The organism is Photobacterium sp. CCB-ST2H9 (assembly GCF_023151555.2).
Lineage (GTDB): Bacteria > Pseudomonadota > Gammaproteobacteria > Enterobacterales > Vibrionaceae > Photobacterium.
Map to the genome: position 1 here is coordinate 823,101 of NZ_CP100425.1, position 19,546 is coordinate 842,646.

The 19,546-nt window shown below is 50.3% G+C and carries 18 protein-coding genes; 13 read left to right on the forward strand and 5 right to left on the reverse strand.

Translation table 11 applies throughout. The features are described from left to right. Window positions 1–18: 18 nt before the first annotated feature. The 3 genes from L4174_RS03970 to L4174_RS03980 are packed head-to-tail and all read right to left on the reverse strand — an operon-like array spanning window position 19 to window position 2,339. Window positions 19–573 carry a peptidylprolyl isomerase gene (locus L4174_RS03970; protein ID WP_248143508.1) on the reverse strand — a complete coding sequence of 185 codons (555 nt, stop codon included), beginning with the start codon at window positions 571–573 and terminating at the stop codon, window positions 19–21. After that, entirely contained in the window at window positions 573–1,142 is a 570-nt protein-coding gene (locus L4174_RS03975; protein ID WP_248143509.1) for a YajG family lipoprotein, read from the reverse strand. The genes L4174_RS03970 and L4174_RS03975 overlap by 1 nt, the downstream gene beginning before the upstream one ends. A gap of 54 nt (window positions 1,143–1,196) precedes the next feature. Beyond that, window positions 1,197–2,339, reverse strand: coding sequence for a methyltransferase (locus tag L4174_RS03980; RefSeq protein WP_248143511.1), 1,143 nt, complete (start codon window positions 2,337–2,339; stop codon window positions 1,197–1,199). Between the two features lie 174 nt (window positions 2,340–2,513). On the opposite strand from L4174_RS03980, the gene bolA reads away from it, so the two are divergent. The 10 genes from bolA to dinB all read left to right on the forward strand — a co-directional run bounded on the left by bolA (window position 2,514) and on the right by dinB (window position 11,968). Continuing rightward, window positions 2,514–2,825: a transcriptional regulator BolA gene (bolA, locus tag L4174_RS03985; protein ID WP_248143512.1), complete on the forward strand. Its 312-nt coding sequence runs from the start codon at window positions 2,514–2,516 to the stop codon at window positions 2,823–2,825. Between the two features lie 669 nt (window positions 2,826–3,494). Continuing rightward, the gene (locus L4174_RS03990; RefSeq protein WP_248143513.1) at window positions 3,495–4,835 is read left to right on the forward strand and encodes a Na(+)-translocating NADH-quinone reductase subunit A; all 1,341 of its coding nucleotides are present in this window, start codon (window positions 3,495–3,497) and stop codon (window positions 4,833–4,835) included. A gap of 3 nt (window positions 4,836–4,838) precedes the next feature. Then, window positions 4,839–6,083 (forward strand): NADH:ubiquinone reductase (Na(+)-transporting) subunit B, encoded by a 1,245-nt coding sequence (locus L4174_RS03995; RefSeq protein WP_248143514.1) that lies wholly within the window; start codon window positions 4,839–4,841, stop codon window positions 6,081–6,083. Next, a complete protein-coding gene (locus tag L4174_RS04000; RefSeq protein ID WP_248143515.1) occupies window positions 6,073–6,864 on the forward strand; it encodes a Na(+)-translocating NADH-quinone reductase subunit C in 792 nt (263 codons plus the stop codon). Before L4174_RS03995 ends, L4174_RS04000 begins: the two co-directional genes overlap by 11 nt. Continuing rightward, window positions 6,857–7,489 carry an NADH:ubiquinone reductase (Na(+)-transporting) subunit D gene (locus tag L4174_RS04005; protein ID WP_248143516.1) on the forward strand — a complete coding sequence of 211 codons (633 nt, stop codon included), beginning with the start codon at window positions 6,857–6,859 and terminating at the stop codon, window positions 7,487–7,489. Before L4174_RS04000 ends, L4174_RS04005 begins: the two co-directional genes overlap by 8 nt. Window positions 7,490–7,496: 7 nt before the next feature. Beyond that, entirely contained in the window at window positions 7,497–8,093 is a 597-nt protein-coding gene (nqrE, locus tag L4174_RS04010; protein ID WP_248143517.1) for an NADH:ubiquinone reductase (Na(+)-transporting) subunit E, read from the forward strand. Between the two features lie 22 nt (window positions 8,094–8,115). After that, complete coding sequence (nqrF, locus tag L4174_RS04015) at window positions 8,116–9,342, forward strand: NADH:ubiquinone reductase (Na(+)-transporting) subunit F (RefSeq protein WP_248143518.1); 1,227 nt, start codon at window positions 8,116–8,118, stop codon at window positions 9,340–9,342. A 152-nt stretch (window positions 9,343–9,494) separates the two neighbouring features. Next, window positions 9,495–10,517 (forward strand): FAD:protein FMN transferase, encoded by a 1,023-nt coding sequence (locus tag L4174_RS04020; RefSeq protein WP_248143519.1) that lies wholly within the window; start codon window positions 9,495–9,497, stop codon window positions 10,515–10,517. Window positions 10,518–10,531: 14 nt separating this feature from the next. Next, window positions 10,532–10,753 (forward strand): (Na+)-NQR maturation NqrM, encoded by a 222-nt coding sequence (gene nqrM, locus L4174_RS04025; RefSeq protein WP_248143521.1) that lies wholly within the window; start codon window positions 10,532–10,534, stop codon window positions 10,751–10,753. A gap of 132 nt (window positions 10,754–10,885) precedes the next feature. Further along, window positions 10,886–11,968 (forward strand): DNA polymerase IV, encoded by a 1,083-nt coding sequence (dinB, locus tag L4174_RS04030; RefSeq protein WP_248143523.1) that lies wholly within the window; start codon window positions 10,886–10,888, stop codon window positions 11,966–11,968. Window positions 11,969–12,031: 63 nt separating this feature from the next. Here dinB and L4174_RS04035 read toward each other — a convergent pair whose 3' ends face one another. Further along, window positions 12,032–13,492, reverse strand: coding sequence for an aminoacyl-histidine dipeptidase (locus L4174_RS04035; protein WP_248143525.1), 1,461 nt, complete (start codon window positions 13,490–13,492; stop codon window positions 12,032–12,034). Between the two features lie 116 nt (window positions 13,493–13,608). Further along, entirely contained in the window at window positions 13,609–15,252 is a 1,644-nt protein-coding gene (locus L4174_RS04040; RefSeq protein WP_248143527.1) for a methyl-accepting chemotaxis protein, read from the reverse strand. Window positions 15,253–16,302: 1,050 nt separating this feature from the next. Here L4174_RS04040 and L4174_RS04045 point away from each other — a divergent pair. From L4174_RS04045 to frsA, 3 genes are all read left to right on the forward strand, one after another. Next, complete coding sequence (locus tag L4174_RS04045) at window positions 16,303–17,592, forward strand: NCS2 family permease (RefSeq protein WP_248143528.1); 1,290 nt, start codon at window positions 16,303–16,305, stop codon at window positions 17,590–17,592. A gap of 52 nt (window positions 17,593–17,644) precedes the next feature. Then, a complete protein-coding gene (gene gpt / locus L4174_RS04050; RefSeq protein ID WP_248143529.1) occupies window positions 17,645–18,106 on the forward strand; it encodes a xanthine phosphoribosyltransferase in 462 nt (153 codons plus the stop codon). A 148-nt stretch (window positions 18,107–18,254) separates the two neighbouring features. After that, entirely contained in the window at window positions 18,255–19,511 is a 1,257-nt protein-coding gene (frsA, locus tag L4174_RS04055; protein ID WP_248143530.1) for an esterase FrsA, read from the forward strand. Window positions 19,512–19,546 lie beyond the last annotated feature (35 nt).

The window sequence follows — 19,546 nt, forward strand, 5'->3', positions numbered from 1 at the left end:
ACGGCCAGGGACGTCAGTCTACTTGTTGATAACGTTGATTGCTTTAATAACTATAGGCTGCTGAGGTACATCTTTCATACCTATTGAGCGGACTGTTGTTGTAGGAACTGCGGCCATTTTTTCAATAACTGAGAACCCTTTCACAACTTTTCCGAACACAGCATAGCCCGGACGGTTTGGCTGACCGTCCAAAAAGGTGTTGTTCTGGTAGTTGATATAGAACTGACGGGTTGCCGAATCGGCAACCTGCGTCCGGGCCATCGCGATGGTCGCTCGCTGGTTGCTCAGGCCGTTGTCAGATTCGCTCTTGATTGGCTCGTAGCTCGGACGGCGGTTCAGTTCGGCATCGAAGCCTCCGCCTTGTGCCATGAACCCCGGGATCACCCGGTGAAAAATGGTGCCGACATAGCTGCCGTCTTCAACATACCGCAGAAAGTTTTTGGTTGTCACAGGGGCTTTTTCTTCATTCAGCTCAACCACAAATTCCCCCAGACTGGTTTCTACGGCAACTTGTGTAGCGGCTGCGGCAGAAAAAGACAGGGTCAGCAGGGCTGCAGTTAAAATTCGGCGCATTACAGGTTTTCCTCCATGTAGCTGTTCAGTTCAGAATCGGTCTGAATATCACGCAGGACAGCATCCATCAGGCCGTTCATGGCCAGCTCCATCGATTCCTTCGAGGCGGCCATGGCACCTTCCCGGGATGACTTGCCTGCATAACGTTTGATGAATTTGCCGTTGGGTGTGTTCAGGACCAGCTGGAGCTGCAGTTTACTGCTCAGCGTGTGGCTGAGCGTGCTTTGCTTCACGTTGACCATGGCTTCCAGAATATCCAGACGCAGCGTGCTCTGGCTGTCGTGATCGATTTGGATGCCCTGAGATTCCAGCTGTCGGGACAGCGCTGTTTGCAGGGTCTGACGCAGGTTTTCCCGGGCATGCAGCGGGTGAACATTTTTGTCGCCGTTATCGATCAAGGCAACAAATTGCGCAGTGCGAAGGTCACGGCTTTCCAGGTTCAGATGCAGGCCCTGTACATTTGGCTGAGCGGCCAGTGCGGGGGTGGGCTGCAGGTTAAGTTGCGTATCCGTCGGCGTTGTACAGGCCGTCAAAGTCAGCAGGGCGGCAGCAAAAACAAGCGGTTTCATCCAGGTGTTCCTTATTCAGCAGGCTGTGAGTCAGCCAGGATGTTCAGAGCGGGTTTATTTTTCAGCTTGATAAACCACAAATTTATTGTTTTGAGCAATTTGATGTACTTTAGCAAACAGGCGCTTGAGTTTCCCGTCATAGCCCAGATGGCGGTTGCCTATCACAATCAGCCGGCCATGACGGCGCAGGCAGCGTTTTGCATCGCAGAACATCTGCCAGGCGATATGGTCTGTAATGGTGTTTTGCTGATGGAACGGCGGATTACACAGCACCAGATCAGCCTCATCATTTACCATACTTTCCAAACAGTTATCTACTTTAGCGGTCAACTGTTTGTTGTTCGTCAGGTTCAGGTCAGCATTTTCACGGCAGGATGCTGCGGCCATGTAGCTTTCATCGACACAGGTAACGCTGGCTTCCGGATTGAGCCGCGCGGCATGCAGCCCGATCACCCCGTTTCCGCAGCCCAAATCAATGATATGTTTCAGGGCCGGATCCTGAGGGATGTGCTGCAGAAGCAGCCGGGCACCGATATCCAGACTTTCTCCGGAAAAGACATTGGCATGATTGGTCAGTGTCAGGTTGTACTCCGGGACTTCCCAGCGCTGAACCGCTGGCAATTGTGCCGCAAGTGATTTGTCTGGCTGACAGAAAATCAACCGGGCTTTTTTCACAGCCAGTGACGTCGTGGTCGGTCCCAGGTGTTTTTCGAACAGTTTCAGTGTCGAAGTATGGATTTCCTTGGCTTTGGCTGCCGCAATCACTGTGCAGTCGTCAGGTAACGCGGCGCACAGTTGCGTCAGTTGCCAGATCAGCAGACGGTTGTTCTTTGGCAGTTTGATTAAGACCAGCTGTGAATTCTCGGGCAGAGCAGCGAGGCAATCCGTAAAGGTCACCGCAGGCAGATTGTTGTCTGCCAGATTCGCTTCACTGGCTTTACGCGCAATATAGGAGTCGCCTGATGAAACGACCTGTCCCTGTTCAGCGAACCAGCAGGCCAGCGTACCAAAGCTGTCGTTCAGGATCACAATGGGACGCTCTGAATTCAGGGACAGTTGCTTGGCTTCTTTCATCGCTTCAACCTGATTAATCAGGTATTCATCGGCCGCATCCCAGGCTTGCAGGGTTTCTCGGTTTCGGACGGGATAACGTTGCAGTTGCAGGCTGCGGCCGTGCAGGGTGAGCTCAGGTTTCATTCAGGCTATCTTTAGGGTATGTTGTCGGGTTGAATATTTTCGCAGATGCTGGCGAAGCTGCAAAGACTAACCTGAACACTGTGGCCGATTGTTGTGTCGTTTCCGCAAGTCGCTGCTGTATTTTTCACCAGGATGGTTTTTCAGGCAGCGGACAGCGCCGTATCAGGAGGACGTATGATCCAGGAACGTATCGAACAAAAATTACAGCAATCTTTATCTCCGGCTCACCTGGAAGTGGTGAATGAAAGCTATATGCACAATGTGCCGGCAGGGGCTGAAAGTCACTTTAAAGTCGTCGTTGTCTGTCATGAATTTGAAGGTCAGCGACTGATCGGTCGCCATAGAATGATAAATACGATTCTGGCTGATGAGCTGGCGAATCATATCCACGCGCTGGCGATTCACACTTATACACCGGATGAGTGGCAGACGCAGCAGGCTGCACCCGATTCACCCGCTTGTTTGGGTGGCAGTAAGTTCGGGTAAGTTAAGCTATACCGGCGTTCAGGACTGACAGATAAAAAACCGCAGCTTTGCGGTTTTTTACAGTCTGAAGTTTGAAGTCGGTAAGTGAGTGATTACTGAATGATGGCGTAAGATGCGTATCGTTCATTTTTTATCCTTGCCGGGTGTGTAAACCTCTTTGACTTCTGCTGGGGCGTCTATACTGACACCCGGATATCTCAAAGGTGGTTACCTGTGTGAGAGAGTGAAAACATATGTTGCAGAATCGATGCGAAATTGCATGGAATTTTGCTGCTTTATAGACATCGAATGCGTGAGTTTAACCGACGGTCCTGTGGTGTTGAAAAATTGATACCGGATTGTAAATAGCAGAAAAACACTCTGATCGTGGCAAGTGCCGGAGGATTCACCGCAAGTGTGCGTTGGGTCAAATTTATCTATCACAGTGATTATTAGCACATCAGCTATCGCTGAATTTCAGTTCGATTAGCGAGGTTTGCCATAGTAAAAACCAGTTGATTAATGCTAAAATCCGGCCCTCGAAAATACTCGTCATCCAGTTGTGTGATGAAAGAGTAAATAGGATGTTGCGGTGCTGGTGGTTTCTGATACCGGCTTCGGACCAAGGAAAGTCGTGTCTAAATTGCGCAATAACAAGTTCTTTTTCCCGTTAATGTAGTGCAAGTGCGTATGATTACAATAAAGAAGGGTCTGGATATCCCAATTGCTGGGACTCCTGCCCAGGCGATAAATGATGGCAAAGCCATCACTCGAGTCGCCTTGCTTGGCGAAGAATACGTCGGCATGCGTCCAACGATGCATGTCCGCGTTGGGGATGTAGTAAAAAAAGGTCAGGTGCTCTTCGAAGATAAGAAGAACCCAGGCGTGAAGTATACTGCTCCGGCCAGCGGCAAGGTTGTGGAAGTCAATCGTGGTGCTAAACGTGTTCTCCAGTCTGTCGTCATCGATGTCGAAGGCGAAGAAACGATCACCTTTAACCGTTACGACAAAGCGCAGCTGTCACAGCTGGACCGCGCTGCTATTGTAGAGCAGTTAGTGGAGTCTGGTATGTGGACGGCAATGCGTACGCGTCCGTTCAGCAAGGTTCCTGCAATCGATGCTGAAACGCAGGCGATCTTTGTCAATGCAATGGATTCCAACCCATTGGCGGCCAATCCGGAAGTGATCATCAACGAACAAGGCGAAGCCTTTGTTGCTGGTCTGACTCTTCTGTCTCGTCTGACAGGTGGCAAAGTTTATGTGTGTAAGTCTGGCGCCAGCCTGCCGCGCAGCAACGAAGCCAATGTCGAAGAGCATGTATTCAACGGTCCGCACCCTGCGGGTCTGGTGGGTACACATATCCACAAACTGTTCGGCGCCGACATGAACAATGTTGCCTGGCACCTGAACTACCAGGATGTGATTGCCTTTGGTCAATTGTTCCTGACTGGTGAGCTGTACGCTGAGCGTGTGGTTTCTCTTGCGGGTCCTGCTGTGAATGAACCTCGTCTGGTCCGTACTGTGATCGGTGCTTCTGTTGATCAGCTGACTGACGGTGAACTGCTGACCGGTGAACTGCGTGTTCTGTCTGGTTCTGTGCTGAATGGTATTCATGCCACAGGTTCGCACGCATATCTGGGTCGCTACCACCTGCAGGTGACTGCGCTGCGCGAAGGCCGTGAGAAAGAGTTCATGGGCTGGATCGCACCTGGTAAGAACAAATTCTCTGTAACACGTGCTTTCTTTAGCCAATTTTTCCCAGGCCAACTGTACAACATGACAACCACTACCAATGGTAGTGAGCGTTCTATGGTGCCAATCGGTAGCTATGAGCGTGTCATGCCGCTGGACATCGAACCAACACTGCTGTTGCGTGATCTGTGCGCCGGTGATAGCGATAGTGCCCAACTGCTGGGTGCGCTGGAACTGGATGAAGAAGATCTGGCGCTGTGTACCTTCGTGTGCCCAGGTAAGTATGAGTACGGTCCAATGCTGCGTGCATGCCTGGACAAGATTGAGAAGGAAGGGTAATTCATGAGCCTCAAGAATTTCCTCGAGCAGATCGAACACCACTTTGAGCCAGGTGGTAAGCATGAGAAGTGGTTTGCACTGTACGAAGCAGTTGCAACCGTGCTTTATACCCCAGGTATGGTGACCCGTACCGGCTCTCACGTACGTGACAGTATCGACCTGAAACGTATCATGATTATGGTCTGGTTGGCCGTATTCCCGGCAATGTTCTGGGGTATGTACAACGTGGGCCATCAGGCTGTTGCTGGTCTGAACCACCTGTATGCCGGTGCAGAACTGGTGAAAGTGATTCAGGGCGACTGGCATTACTGGCTGACCGAAGCGCTGGGCGGCACCTTAGGTGCTGATGCAGGCTGGGGCAGCAAAATGTTGCTGGGTGCAACTTACTTCCTGCCAATCTACGCGACTGTATTTATCGTCGGTGGTTTCTGGGAAGTGCTGTTCTGTATGATCCGTAAGCACGAAGTGAACGAAGGTTTCTTTGTCACCTCGATTCTGTTTGCGCTGATCGTGCCGCCAACACTGCCTTTATGGCAGGCAGCCCTGGGTATTACCTTTGGTGTTGTTGTGGCGAAAGAAGTCTTCGGTGGTACTGGCCGTAACTTCCTGAACCCTGCACTGGCTGGTCGTGCTTTCCTGTTCTTCGCATATCCTGCTCAGATCTCTGGTGATCTGGTGTGGACTGCTGCCGATGGTTTCTCTGGTGCAACAGCACTGAGCCAGTGGGCGAGCGGTGGTCAGGCTGCAGTCGTGAATACTGTGACTGGCGAAGCGATTAGCTGGATGGATGCTTTCATTGGCCGTATTCCTGGTTCAATTGGTGAAGTTTCAACGCTGTTCATTCTGATCGGTGGTGCCTTCATTGTTTACCTGGGTATTGCGTCCTGGCGCATCATCGCCGGTACGCTGATCGGTATGGTTGCGGCTGCAACGCTGTTCAACATCATTGGTTCTGAAACAAATGCAATGTTCAGCATGCCATGGCACTGGCACCTGGTTCTGGGTGGTTTTGCGTTCGGTATGATGTTCATGGCAACTGACCCGGTTTCTGCTGCTTTCACCAATAAAGGTAAGTGGTGGTATGGTGCATTGATCGGCGTGATGGCTGTTCTGATTCGTGTGGTGAACCCTGCGTATCCGGAAGGCATGATGCTGGCGATTCTGTTCGCTAACCTGTTTGCACCGCTGTTTGACCATGCAGTGATTCAAGGCAACATCAAACGGAGACTGGCTCGTCATGTCAAGTAAGAACGATAGCATCAAGAAAACGCTGACCGTTGTTGTTGCCCTGAGTCTGGTGTGCTCGATTGTGGTTTCAACAGCAGCAGTTATGCTGCGTCCGATGCAGCAAGATAACGCTAAGCTGGACGTACAACGGAATATCCTGTCTGTTGCAGGTTTACTGCAAGATGGTGTGAATGTTGGTAAGACTTACAATCAGTACATTGAACCAAAACTGGTTGATCTGAAAACCGGCAACTTCGTCGATAGCGTAGACGGCATGGACGCGGCAAAATATGACCAGCGTGATGCAGCAAAAAATCCAGCTCTGTCTGTGAAGCTTGATCCAGCGAGTGACCCAGCGAAGCTGATTCGTCTGGCAAACGTTGCCAAGATTTATCTGGTTAAAGATGACAACAATCAGATCCAGAAGCTGATCCTGCCTGTGAATGGTAAGGGCCTGTGGTCGATGATGTACGCATTCGTTGCGGTTGAAACCGACGGAAACACAGTGTCTGGCATCACTTACTACGAGCAGGGGGAAACTCCTGGACTGGGTGGTGAAGTCGAAAACCCTAAATGGCGTGCTCAGTGGGAAGGCAAAAAACTGTTTGATGACAGTTTTAAACCTGCAATCCATGTCGTGAAAGGTGGCGCACCTGAAGGTGATGCTCACGGTATCGACGGCCTGTCAGGTGCAACTCTGACAAGTAACGGCGTGCAGAATACCTTCAAGTTCTGGTTGGGCGAAAACGGCTTTGGTCCGTTCCTGACGAAAGTGCGTAACGGAGGCCTGAACAATGGCTGATACTAAAGAAATGAAAAAAGTCCTGTTTGGGCCGATCCTGAGTAACAACCCGATCGCCCTTCAGGTACTGGGCGTGTGTTCAGCTTTGGCTGTAACCACGAAACTGGAAACAGCGTTTGTAATGGCGCTTGCGGTAACTTTTGTTACAGCATTTTCCAACTTCTTTGTTTCTCTGGTACGTAACCAAATCCCGAGCAGTGTCCGTATTATCGCGCAGATGGCGATTATTGCGTCTCTGGTTATCGTGGTTGACCAGATCCTGAAAGCATACGTTTACGACATCTCTAAACAGCTGTCTGTATTCGTTGGTCTGATCATCACGAACTGTATCGTGATGGGCCGTGCAGAAGCATATGCCATGAAGTCTGCACCACTGCCGTCTCTGCTGGATGGTGTGGGTAACGGTCTGGGTTACGGTTTCGTTCTGCTGACGGTTGGTTTCTTCCGTGAGCTGCTGGGCTCAGGCAAACTTTTCGGTATGCAGGTGCTGCCGCTGATCTCTGAAGGTGGCTGGTATCAGCCAAACGGTATCATGCTGCTGGCTCCGTCTGCCTTCTTCCTGATTGGCTTCCTGATCTGGACACTGCGTACTTTCCGTCCGGAACAAGTTGAAGCGAAGGAGTAAGGGAAACATGGAACATTATATTAGCTTACTGGTTCGCTCGATTTTCATCGAGAACATGGCGCTGTCTTTCTTCCTGGGGATGTGTACATTCCTGGCGGTTTCTAAGAAAGTCAAAACCTCTTTTGGTTTGGGGGTCGCGGTTACCGTTGTACTGACCATCTCTGTGCCGGTGAACAACCTGGTTTATAACCTGCTGTTGAAAGACGGTGCAATTGCTGAAGGCGTGGACCTGACGTTCCTGAACTTCATCACCTTCATCGGTGTGATTGCGGCACTGGTACAGATTCTGGAAATGATTCTGGACCGTTTCTTCCCGCCGCTGTACAACGCGTTAGGTATCTTCCTGCCGTTGATCACCGTGAACTGTGCAATCTTCGGTGGCGTATCCTTCATGGTACAGCGTGACTACAACTTTGCTGAATCTGTGGTATACGGTTTTGGCTCTGGTGTGGGCTGGATGCTGGCAATCGTTGCTCTGGCGGGTATCCGTGAGAAGCTGAAATATGCTGACGTACCAGCGGGCCTGCGTGGTCTGGGTATCACCTTTATCACGGTCGGTCTTATGGCGTTGGGCTTCATGTCCTTCTCCGGTGTACAGCTGTAATCAGGATATTAAGGAATAATTCATGAATGTTATTATTCTTGGCGTAGTTATGTTTACCTTGATTATCCTGGCTCTGGTTTTAGTGATCCTGTTCGCTAAATCCAAGCTGGTACCATCAGGTGACATTACTATTCTAATCAACAACGACCCGGAAAAAGCGATTACGACCCCTGCGGGTGGTAAGCTTCTGGGTGCGCTGGCGAGCAACGGTATTTTCGTATCTTCTGCTTGCGGTGGTGGTGGCTCATGTGGTCAGTGCCGTGTGAAAATCAAATCAGGCGGCGGTGACATCCTGCCAACTGAGCTGGATCACATTACTAAAGGTGAAGCCCGTGAAGGTGAGCGTCTGTCCTGTCAGGTCAACGTGAAAGCCGACATGGACATCGAGCTGCCAGAAGAAATCTTTGGTGTGAAGAAGTGGGAATGTACTGTTATCTCTAACGATAACAAGGCAACCTTCATCAAAGAACTGAAGCTGGGTATCCCGGATGGCGAATCTGTACCTTTCCGTGCAGGTGGTTACATCCAGATCGAAGCGCCTGCTCACCATGTGAAGTATGCTGATTACGACATTCCTGAAGAGTATCGTGAGGACTGGGATAAATTTAACCTGTTCCGTTACGAGTCTAAAGTGAATGATCACACAATCCGTGCATACTCAATGGCGAACTATCCGGAAGAGGAAGGCATTATCATGCTGAACGTGCGTATTGCTACGCCGCCACCTCGTAACCCGGATGTACCACCAGGTATCATGTCTTCTTACATCTGGTCACTGAAAGCCGGTGATAAAGTAACGATTTCAGGTCCGTTTGGTGAGTTCTTCGCGAAAGACACAGATGCAGAAATGGTCTTCATCGGTGGTGGTGCGGGTATGGCGCCTATGCGTTCTCACATCTTCGACCAGCTGAAGCGTCTGCACTCTAAGCGTAAGATGACCTTCTGGTATGGTGCTCGTTCTAAGCGTGAAATGTTCTACGTAGAAGATTTCGACATGCTGCAAGACGAGAACGATAACTTTAAGTGGTACTGTGCCCTGTCTGATCCGATGCCTGAGGATAACTGGGACGGTTACACTGGCTTCATCCACAACGTGCTGTATGAAAACTACCTGAAAGATCATGAAGCACCGGAAGACTGCGAATACTACATGTGTGGTCCACCGATGATGAATGCCGCTGTTATCAGCATGCTGAAAGACCTGGGTGTTGAAGATGAAAACATCCTGCTGGATGACTTCGGCGGCTAAGACAGCCTGAAGCATCATTCAAGAATGGCTGATCCTCTGGGTCAGCCATTTTTCGTCAACCAATCCCTGATTTATCCTTTGAGAGCCCAAAGCACTCACACCGTGATACCGGTGTCTGAGTGGATATGTTCTGAATTTTGGAGATCCCTTGCATGAAAAGACTCTTCACCCGAGCGATGATGCTGCTGGTGATGGCACTGGTTATCAGTGGCTGTAGCGAACAACGTCAGCTGATTCACCTGAACGGCTCAACGATGGGGACATACTATTCAATTAAGTTGATTAAGCAGGAAGGCTTACCAAGCGAAGCTGAACTTCAGAAAGAGATCGATCGGCGCCTGGAACTGGTCAATGACCAGATGTCGACCTATCGTAAGCTCTCCGAGCTCAGTCAATTTAACCAGCACACCAGCAGCGAGCCGTTTGAAGTTTCAGCGGATACGGCTAAAGTCGTCAAAGAAGCGATTCGTTTGTCTGAGCTGACAGATGGCGCACTGGATGTGACTGTTGGTCCACTGGTGAACCTGTGGAGTTTTGGTCCGGAAGCACGGCCTGAGGTGATCCCGACGGATGCTGATTTGGAAGAACGGCGTAAGGAAGTCGGCATTGAGCATCTGAAAGTTGCCGGAAATACTTTAATAAAAGATCTGCCTGGGCTGTATGTTGATTTATCATCGATTGCCAAGGGATACGGTGTTGATGTGGTGGCAGATTATATTGCCTCCATGGGTGCTCAGGATTATCTGGTTGAAATTGGCGGCGAAATCCGCCTGAAAGGCAATAATCTGGAAGGTGTGCCATGGCGCATTGCTATCGAGAAGCCGACTCAGGACGGCAGCCGTGCTATCCAGGAAGTGATTGAGCCAGTCGAAATGGCTGTAGCAACATCCGGAGATTATCGTAACTATTTTGAAGAAAATGGTGTACGCTACTCGCATCTGATTAACCCGAAGACCGGGAAGCCAATCACAAACCGTGTTGTGTCTGTGACCGTTTTGCATCCGTCATGTATGACAGCGGATGCGCTGGCAACCGCGTTTTCTGTGATGGGTGAAGAAAAGGCAATTGCACTGGCAAACAAAGAAAACCTGCCGGTACTGCTGATTGTGAGCACAGACGAAGGCTTTAAAGAGTACAGTTCTGAGGCTTTTGCCCCTTACATGCAGAAAAAGTAATCTGAGAGCATAGTATGTTGGTATATGTAGCAACTTTTGGTGTGTTTCTGTTGGTCATCGTAGCGATGGCTGTGGGTTATATCTTCCAGCGCAAAACCGTTGCCGGTAGCTGCGGTGGGTTAGGGGCCGTTGGCATCGAGAAAGAATGTGACTGCCCGGAACCCTGTGATAAGCGTCTGAAGCGTGAAGCCCGCGCTGCCAAACAAGCAGAATGGAAAAAGAATCAGATTATCTGAGAAATTCACTTTTCCCGGAAAGTATTTCAAAGCCCGTGATTTTCACGGGCTTTTTGCTGCTCGCTATCTGACGGTTCGGCGCTTATAATACTGTATATAAAAACAGTTTATTCGATATAAAGCACGTCTGTTATGTCAGAGAATGATTCCGGGCAACCTGCACAGAAGAAAATCATCCATGTTGATATGGACTGCTTTTTTGCAGCGGTTGAAATGCGTGACAATCCGGCACTTCAGCAGGTGCCGATTGCGATCGGAGGTCGCTCTGAGCAGCGGGGTGTGATCAGTACCTGTAACTACCTTGCCAGGAAATTTGGTGTGCGTTCTGCAATGCCAACGGCTCAGGCCATGAAGCTCTGTCCGGATTTAGTCCTGATCCCGGGCAGAATGTCTGTTTACAAAGAAGCATCCCAGCAGATCCGCGAAATTTTCCAGCGTTATACATCCCTCATTGAGCCATTATCTCTGGATGAAGCTTACCTTGATGTCACCCTTTGCCCCTTACATCGGGGGTCTGCAACCCTGATTGCGCAGGATATTCGTCAGGCGATCCGCGAGGAATTGCACCTCACGGCATCTGCGGGTATTGCGCCGGTCAAGTTTATTGCCAAGATTGCTTCGGATATGAATAAACCTGACGGGCAGTTTGTGGTGACTCCGGCAGATATCCCGGCATTTGTCGCGGAACTGCCTCTGGAGAAAATACCCGGGGTTGGCAAAGTGACTATTCAAAAGTTGCATGAACATGGCCTGTATCTGGGCAAAGATGTGCAGGCATACGACAGGACAAAACTGTTACAGCAGTTTGGTAAATTTGGTCAGTCACTCTGGTCGCGGGCACACGGCATTGATGAACGAGAAGTGGTCGTTTCACGAGAGCGGAAGTCAGTGGGCGTTGAACGAACATTCTCGCAAAATATCCGTGAATATGATGAGTGCTGGCAAGTCATTGAGCGGCTGTATCCGGAGCTGGAATCAAGGCTGAAAAGAGTCCGTCCTGATCTTCGGATCGCCCGGCAGAGCATTAAGATTAAGTTTGCTGATTTCCAGCAAACGACAGTCGAACATAGCCAGCCAGTTCTGGAGAAACGTCAGTTTGCGGTCTTGCTGAGTGAAGCGCTGACCAGACAAAAAGGCCGTGAAATCCGGTTGATCGGGATGAGTGTGGGACTGGAACTGGGAACCAAGGCCCAGCAGCTTTCCTTTAACTGGTAACTCATGAAAGAAAAAGGGAGCCTGTGGCTCCCCTTGACATTCAGAGGTTCATTGTGACCGGAATTATTGTTTGACCGGAATCTGTTTCAGGATGGCAACCATTTGCTCCCAGAACAGGCCGACGGTCTCAATATTTACTTTCTCGTCTGGTGAATGCGGGAACTTAATGGTCGGGCCGAAAGAAATCATATCCATCTCCGGATAAGGTTCTTTGAACAGTCCGCACTCCAGGCCTGCATGGATCACCATGATATTCGGAATATTTCCGTAGATATCTTTATAAGTTTCGCGGAACAGGTGCATCACTTCTGAACTTGGATCCGGTTTCCAGCCAGGGTAAGCACCGGAAAATTCACACTGCGCGCCTGCCAGTTGAGTCAGTGCCAGCAGCGTGTGCTCAACATAGCTGCGGCCGGAATCGATCAGGGAACGGATCAGGCACAGCAGGGTAATGCGATCTGAATCTGTGGTGATAACGCCCAGATTCAGTGAAGTTTCTACCACACCCTGAATATCGTCACTCATGCGAACCACGCCGTTTGGGCAGGCATTGATCAGTGACATCAGGCGTTGCTGACTGCTGATCGCCAGAACGTCAGACGGCATTTCTGCCTGGTCAACCGACAGCTGGATGTTGGTTTCCACCTTACCCAGCTCTTCATTCAGGATTTGCTGGAATGTTGCGAAACGGGCATGTAAAGCATCTGCTTGTTCTGCTGGCAGGGTGGCAATCGCAAATGCTTCCCGCGGAATGGCGTTACGCAGTGTGCCGCCGGTCAGGCTGCTGACTCGCAGACCGAGTTCATCTGCTTGACCGAACAGGAAGCGAGCCAGCAGTTTGTTCGCATTGGCACGGCCGGTGTGGATATCACAGCCGGAGTGACCGCCTTTCAGACCCTTGATGACCAGTTTCACGGCAGTGTGACCGGCAGGAACGGCTTCACGGTCAATGGACAGCGACAGCTCGGCGTCGACACCGCCGGCACAACCCATATAAATTTCGCCTTCCTGCTCTGAGTCGGTATTCAGCAGAATGTCGCCTTCCAGCCAGCCTTCTTCCAGACCAAAGGCACCGGTCATTCCTGCTTCTTCATCAATCGTCAGCAGCACTTCCAGCGGACCGTGCTCGATATCTTTCGAAGCCAGTACGGCCAGACAGGTTGCCATGCCGATCCCATTATCCGCCCCCAGGGTGGTCCCTTTCGCGGTGACCCACTCGCCATCAATGTAAGGCTGAATCGGATCGACGGTGAAATCATGATCAGTGTCTTCGTTTTTCTGCGGCACCATATCAATGTGCGCCTGAAGAACAACACCCTTACGGTCTTCCATACCCGGTGTCGCTGGTTTTTTGATGAAGACATTACCCGTGGCATCACGGCGAACTTCCAGACCTTCGCTTTCAGCAAAACGAATGATGTGCTGGGCCAGCGCTTCTTCATGCTTGGATGGATGAGGGATGGCGCAGATTTGATCAAAGAATTGCCACACGATTTGTGGCGAAAGTTGGCTGATTTCAGACACGGAACTCTCCCTAATAAACTGTCATTCATACTGCCTGTTCTGGGCTATCCTTCGGTTTATTTCCAGATCAGGCAGCTGAATATATTACAACAGCTGAAGGGTGCTTGCCATTTTTCCTAAATTTTGAACTGAGAGATTTGCTCATTCAGATGGCGGCCACTGGAGAGTAACTGCTCACTCGCTGCGGCGATTTGTTCTCCCTGTGCAACATGGTGATGACTGTGCTCACTCAGTTCTGCCAGACTCATGTTGATGGCTTCTGCGGCATCTGTCTGCTGCTGGCTGGCGTCAGCGATATGCTGATTTAAATCCCGGATGGTGTTGATTTGCTGACTGATGGCTGCCAGCGCCTGAGCGACTTCCCCTGAATGTTCAACGGTACTGACTGATTGATCCCGGGTTTGAACCAGGGCACGGCTGACATCGGCAGAGCGGTTTTGCAGGCGGGTAATAATGGTTTCGATTTCATTGGTACTGCTTTGGGTCCGGGTCGCCAGGGTGCGGACTTCATCCGCGACGACCGCAAAGCCACGACCCTGCTCACCGGCCCGAGCTGCTTCAATCGCGGCGTTCAGGGCCAGCAGGTTGGTTTGCTCGGCAATATTGCGGATGACATCAAGGACGGCGCCAATGGTTTCAGAATCTTCTGCCAGCGCCTTGGCGCTTTCATTGGTTTCGTCGAGCAGCGCAAGTAGTGCACGCATTTCCTCACTGGAGCGCGAGACAACGTCCAGTCCCTGATCGCTGTGAGTCTGTGCTTCCGTTGCGGCTTCTGCGGCGTTCGTCGCTGAGCGGGCGACTTCCTGATTGCTTGAATGCAACTCAGTCATTGCTGACGCGACTGAATCAACACGCTGATGCGCCTGACCTGCACTTTCTGCTGTGGTATTGGCGACGACATTGAGCTGACTGGCTGCCGCGCTGATGTGTTCACTGACGGGGGAGACGGCTCTCAGCATTTCGCTGATCTTGTCTGCAAACTGGTTGTAAGCCGTGGCAATTTTACTTAATTCATCATTGCCCTGAACGGGCAGGCGGCGGGTCAGATCGCCTTCTCCCCGAGAGATGTCCTGCATGGCTTTCAGCGTTGATTCACAGGGGGCGGTGATGGTCCGGCCGATGGCTCTGGCCAGAATGAGCATGAGGATCAAGGAGCCGCCAATAATCAGACCAAGGCGTTTCAGCTCGGCATAGAATTGAGCTGCCACGTCATCGACATAGATTCCCGAACCGATGATCCACCCCCAGGGGCTGAAGCCTTTCACGAAAGAAATTTTGTCGACAGGTTGGGCATGTCCGGGTTTTTCCCATTGATAGTCGACAAAGCCTTCCCCCTGACGCTGAACAATTTCAGCCATGTTGACGAAAAGCTTGTTCCCGATGGGATCCTGAAACTGAGACAGATCTTTACCATCGAGTTCTGGCTTGAAGGGGTGCATGATCATGCGGGGATGGCTGTCGTTAATCCAGAAGTAGTCATTTTTCTCATATCTCAGGCTGGCAATTGCTTGCCTTGCAAGCTGCTGAGCTGTTTCGCGGTTCAGATTTCCGGTTTTTTCCTGCTGATAGTAGAAGTTCAGCAGGCTGTGGGCACTTTCAACCAGATTCCGCGTCTTATCTCGCTTTTGATCCAAGAGTGAATCCTGGTAACCAGATACAAATGTCATCAGCGGGAAGAGTGTGAGGAGCGTGATGATAAAGCCAAGCAGGTAGAGTCGGCTGCTGATCGATAAAGAACGTAGGTGGTGAAGTATTGTCATAGCGCTGCCTTCCTTGTTTGCACTCATGGCAAATGAGCATGAGTCATGTTGTATTCTTATTTGGCGACTATATATGCAACTTTAGTCTCATTTCTTAATTTTTATGCGTTTGCTAACACTTGTGTTGTAAGAAAAATACTTTCACAAGGGTGAGTTTTGTGGTGTTGATCCAGGAAAAGTGTGATCTAGTTAAAATTAATATTGTAATTAAATTACCTTTTGGTTATCCTGTGACCAAGTTGCAAGAACGATAGTCAGCACAGGGAAAAGGTATGTGCGCGGACTCCAGGGAACCGAGATCAATCAGCTCTGCTTTGTTTGCAACCTCAAAGCAGCATAAGTAATTGAGGAAGTCGTTGTCATGAAAGTATATGAATCCACAGCTAAATTTTGGAACAAGAAAGGCATTTTCGGTGGTTCTTTCAACTATCCAAGTGCGTTTGGTTACTAAGTAAATTCAAGCCAGCTTTGTTTCTGTCTGGCTATCTGCCTGATTGACTCGCAGCGCTGAGGCGGTGCGAGGTTGATATTCACCCCCTAACTTTCAAGACTGTATACAGCGGTTTGGTAGCAATTTTGATTGTTGCTCTCGCCAGTGAGATTAGTTTTGGCGCCACCCAGGATCGGGTGGCGTTTTTTTATTTCTGTTTTTTTATTCATGAAGTTTCATTCATTCTTTCTCATTGAGAGATTGGATAAAAAAGCATGTATACGATTACATCCTGATAAGCCAGCCAAAGCAGGCACTCTTTTTTCTGATTTAAGCGTTTGCCTTGAAAGCAAAAAATAAATTCGGTTAAAAGACATACATCCTTGCATCTGTTTAAGGTGATGATTTTTAATTGTTTTTAATCTTCAGTAATTTTTGCCGAAGAAAATTTACGCATTATTTGCCGTCAGGCGTGTATTCTTGATGAGTCTGGTAATTTATTAGTGATAAGCCTATAATCGCCCCCCAAAAATGGCTGTGACGCAAACGTTTCCCTTTTTGAGGTATAAAATTTCAGCGTTCAGTCTGAACAGATACTTTTCTCCAAGGACCAGAGAACAATGCTTGAGAAACTGTTTAAGTTAGAAGAAAACGGTACGAATGTTCGTACTGAAGTGCTGGCAGGGGTAACGACCTTTTTGACCATGGCCTACATCATCTTTGTCAACCCATCAATGCTGGCCGCGACGGGGATGGATAAAGGCGCGGTTTTTGTTGCAACCTGTCTGGCTGCGATGATCGGCTGTTTCATGATGGGGCTTGTCGCCAACTACCCGGTTGCTCAGGCACCTGGCATGGGTCTGAATGCCTTCTTTACCTATTCAGTTGTCCTTGGTATGGGCCACACCTGGCAGGTTGCCCTGGCTGCTGTGTTTTTCTCCGGTTTATGTTTCATCTTGCTCAGCTTGCTGAAAGTTCGGGAGTGGCTGATCCATGCGATACCACTGTCTCTGAGAACAGGCATCACTGCTGGTATCGGTTTATTCCTGGCCTTTATTGCGCTGCAAAGCGCTGGCATTGTGGTTGATAACCCGGCGACCCTGGTGCACGTTGGTGATTTGACCAGCTTCCCGGCGGCAATGGCTGCGCTGGGATTCATGCTGACCATCGGTCTGGTTCACCGGGGAATGAAAGCGGCTGTGCTGGTGGCGATCCTGATCGTGACCGGTTTGGGCATTGCGTTTGGTGATGTTCAGTACAACGGCATTGTGTCTGCGCCACCGAGTATTGCGCCAACATTTATGCAACTGGATATCAGTGGTGCCATGGATGTCGGGCTGATCTCAATCGTGTTTGCTTTCCTGTTTGTTGACCTGTTTGATACGGCTGGGACTCTGGTCGGAGCCACCACGAAAGCAGGAATGGTTGATAAAGATGGCAAAATGCCGCGTCTGGGCCGTGCTTTGCTGGCCGACAGTACGGCGACATCTGTGGGTGCTCTGCTGGGCACATCCAATACGACCTCTTATGTTGAGAGTGTGGCCGGTGTCGCTGCGGGTGGCCGGACAGGTCTGACGGCGGTTACAGTGGGTATCATGTTCCTGCTGGCACTGTTTTTTGCCCCTTTGGCTGGGATGGTTCCGGCTTATGCGACCGCTGGCGCGTTGTTTTATGTGGCCATTTTAATGGTCTCCGGCCTGGCGGGAATCGACTGGCGTGACTTAACAGAAGCTGCACCTGTAGTTGTGGTCTGCCTGCTCATGCCGTTAACATACTCCATTGCGGAAGGTATTGCGCTGGGCTTTATTACTTATGCAGCGGTGAAACTGCTGAGTGGTAAAGGCCGTGATGTGAATGTCAGTGTTTGGGTCATTGCCGCACTGTTCACAGCTAAAATCGTCTTTTTATAATTTGTTTTATTGACCAGCGGTATTGATTCGCTGATTTAGAGGTTCATCGGATATGACTAAAAAGTTCGTCATCACCTGGGATAACATGCAAAGCTACACGCGCCAACTGGCGGAAAAACTGCTGCCGGCGGATCAGTGGCAGGGGATTATCGCAGTGAGCCGTGGTGGCCTGGTGCCGGCTGCAATTCTTGCTCGCGAACTGGGTATTCGTTATGTCGATACTGTTTGTATTTCCAGCTACGACCATGACCACCAGCGTGACATGAAAGTATTGAAGAAAGCCGACGGTGATGGTGAAGGATTCATTATTGTGGACGATCTGGTTGATACAGGCGGCACCGCGGAAATGATTCGTGCTATGTATCCGAAAGCAAAATTTGTGACGGTCTGCGCCAAGCCAGCCGGTAAACATCTGGTTGATGATTATGTGGTTGATATTGAGCAGGATACCTGGATTGAACAACCATGGGATATGGCTGTCACTTTTGTTGAGCCGATTTCCAAGCGCTCATGATCCAGCCCGGTAGAAAATATATTTGAAAAGGAGCCTTCAGGCTCCTTTTTTGTGTGCCGTGTTTGGGGTAATTATCCCGAAAACATATACAATGAAGCCAGATTGAAAGTAAAACGGGTTTTGAACCTTCCACACGCAGGAGTCAATAGTGTCTGAGCCTTCCAAGGTGAACCTGTCTGAAAAACTGTTCGCACCGCGTCAAACGACCAAAGAAACCTCCAGTCTGGTCAGGCTGGCCCATGCCTCATCTACAGAAGTTCACAATGCGCTTGACGGCGATACCGTTGCTGGCTGGTATCGGGTCTTACGTCGTCCGCTCTGGATTTGGCAGGGAGTCGATCCCATTGAAATGGAAGGGATCTTTGCCAGAATTGCCACCGCGAAAGCAAAGCGGACCAATGATGAACTGCTGGATACCGTGATTGGATATAAGCCCGGGAACTGGGTTTATGAATGGTCACAACTGGGGAGTCAGTACCAGCGTCTCAGCCGTGAACATCTGGACAAAGGCAATAAGGAAAAAGCGGCCGAGATGATGCTGAAAGCCAGTACTCATTACAGCATCGCAGCTTATCCGCATCTGAAAGGGGATGAGCTGGCTGCCCAGGCTGAGCTGCAGGCGACCGTCACTTATAAAGATGCCATGGAACTGATGCCGCATCAGGTCAAAACGATTGATGTGTCTTATCAGGGAAAAACATTCCAGGCCTTTATCCACTTGCCGCGTACCGATCAGCTGTTACCGACCGTGATTGTCAGCGGCGGTCTGGATACACTCCAGACGGAACTCTGGCCGCTGTATCAGCAATATCTGGGACCAGCGGGTTATGCCATGATCACACTGGACATGCCGTCGGTTGGCCACAGTGCAGCATGGACACTCACCGAAGACACCAGTCAGCTGCATCAGGCATTGCTGCAACAGGTCAGGGACGTCCCCTGGGTTGATCACCACCGGGTCGCAATGCTTGGTATCCGGTTTGGCGGGAATGCTGCAATCCGGCTGGGGTTCGTTGAGCCGACCCGGCTGAAAACCTGTATCAGTCTTGGCGGAATTATTCATAGTTTTCTGTCCCAGCCCAAGCTGCTGAACAGTATGCCGCGCATGTATCTGGATATGTTTGCTTCGCGCATGGGTAAAAACGGCGTGTCTAAAGCAAGTCTGGTTTCCCATATGACGGCCTGGTCGCTGAAGCAGCAGGGGCTGCTCGGGCGCAGGAAAGTTGATATTCCGATGCTGGGTGTCAACCTGAAAGACGATCCGGTCAGCACCGACATGGATAATCAGCTGATTGCAATGTCCAGCCGGGGCGGGAAAGCGGTCAGCCTGCCGGCCGCGCCGCTTCACGACGGTTATCACAGAGCCATGACCCAGGTTGTCGAGTGGCTGAAGGATAAGCTGTGACGGCTCGATGATCTGGTCTGAGGATGTAAATAAAA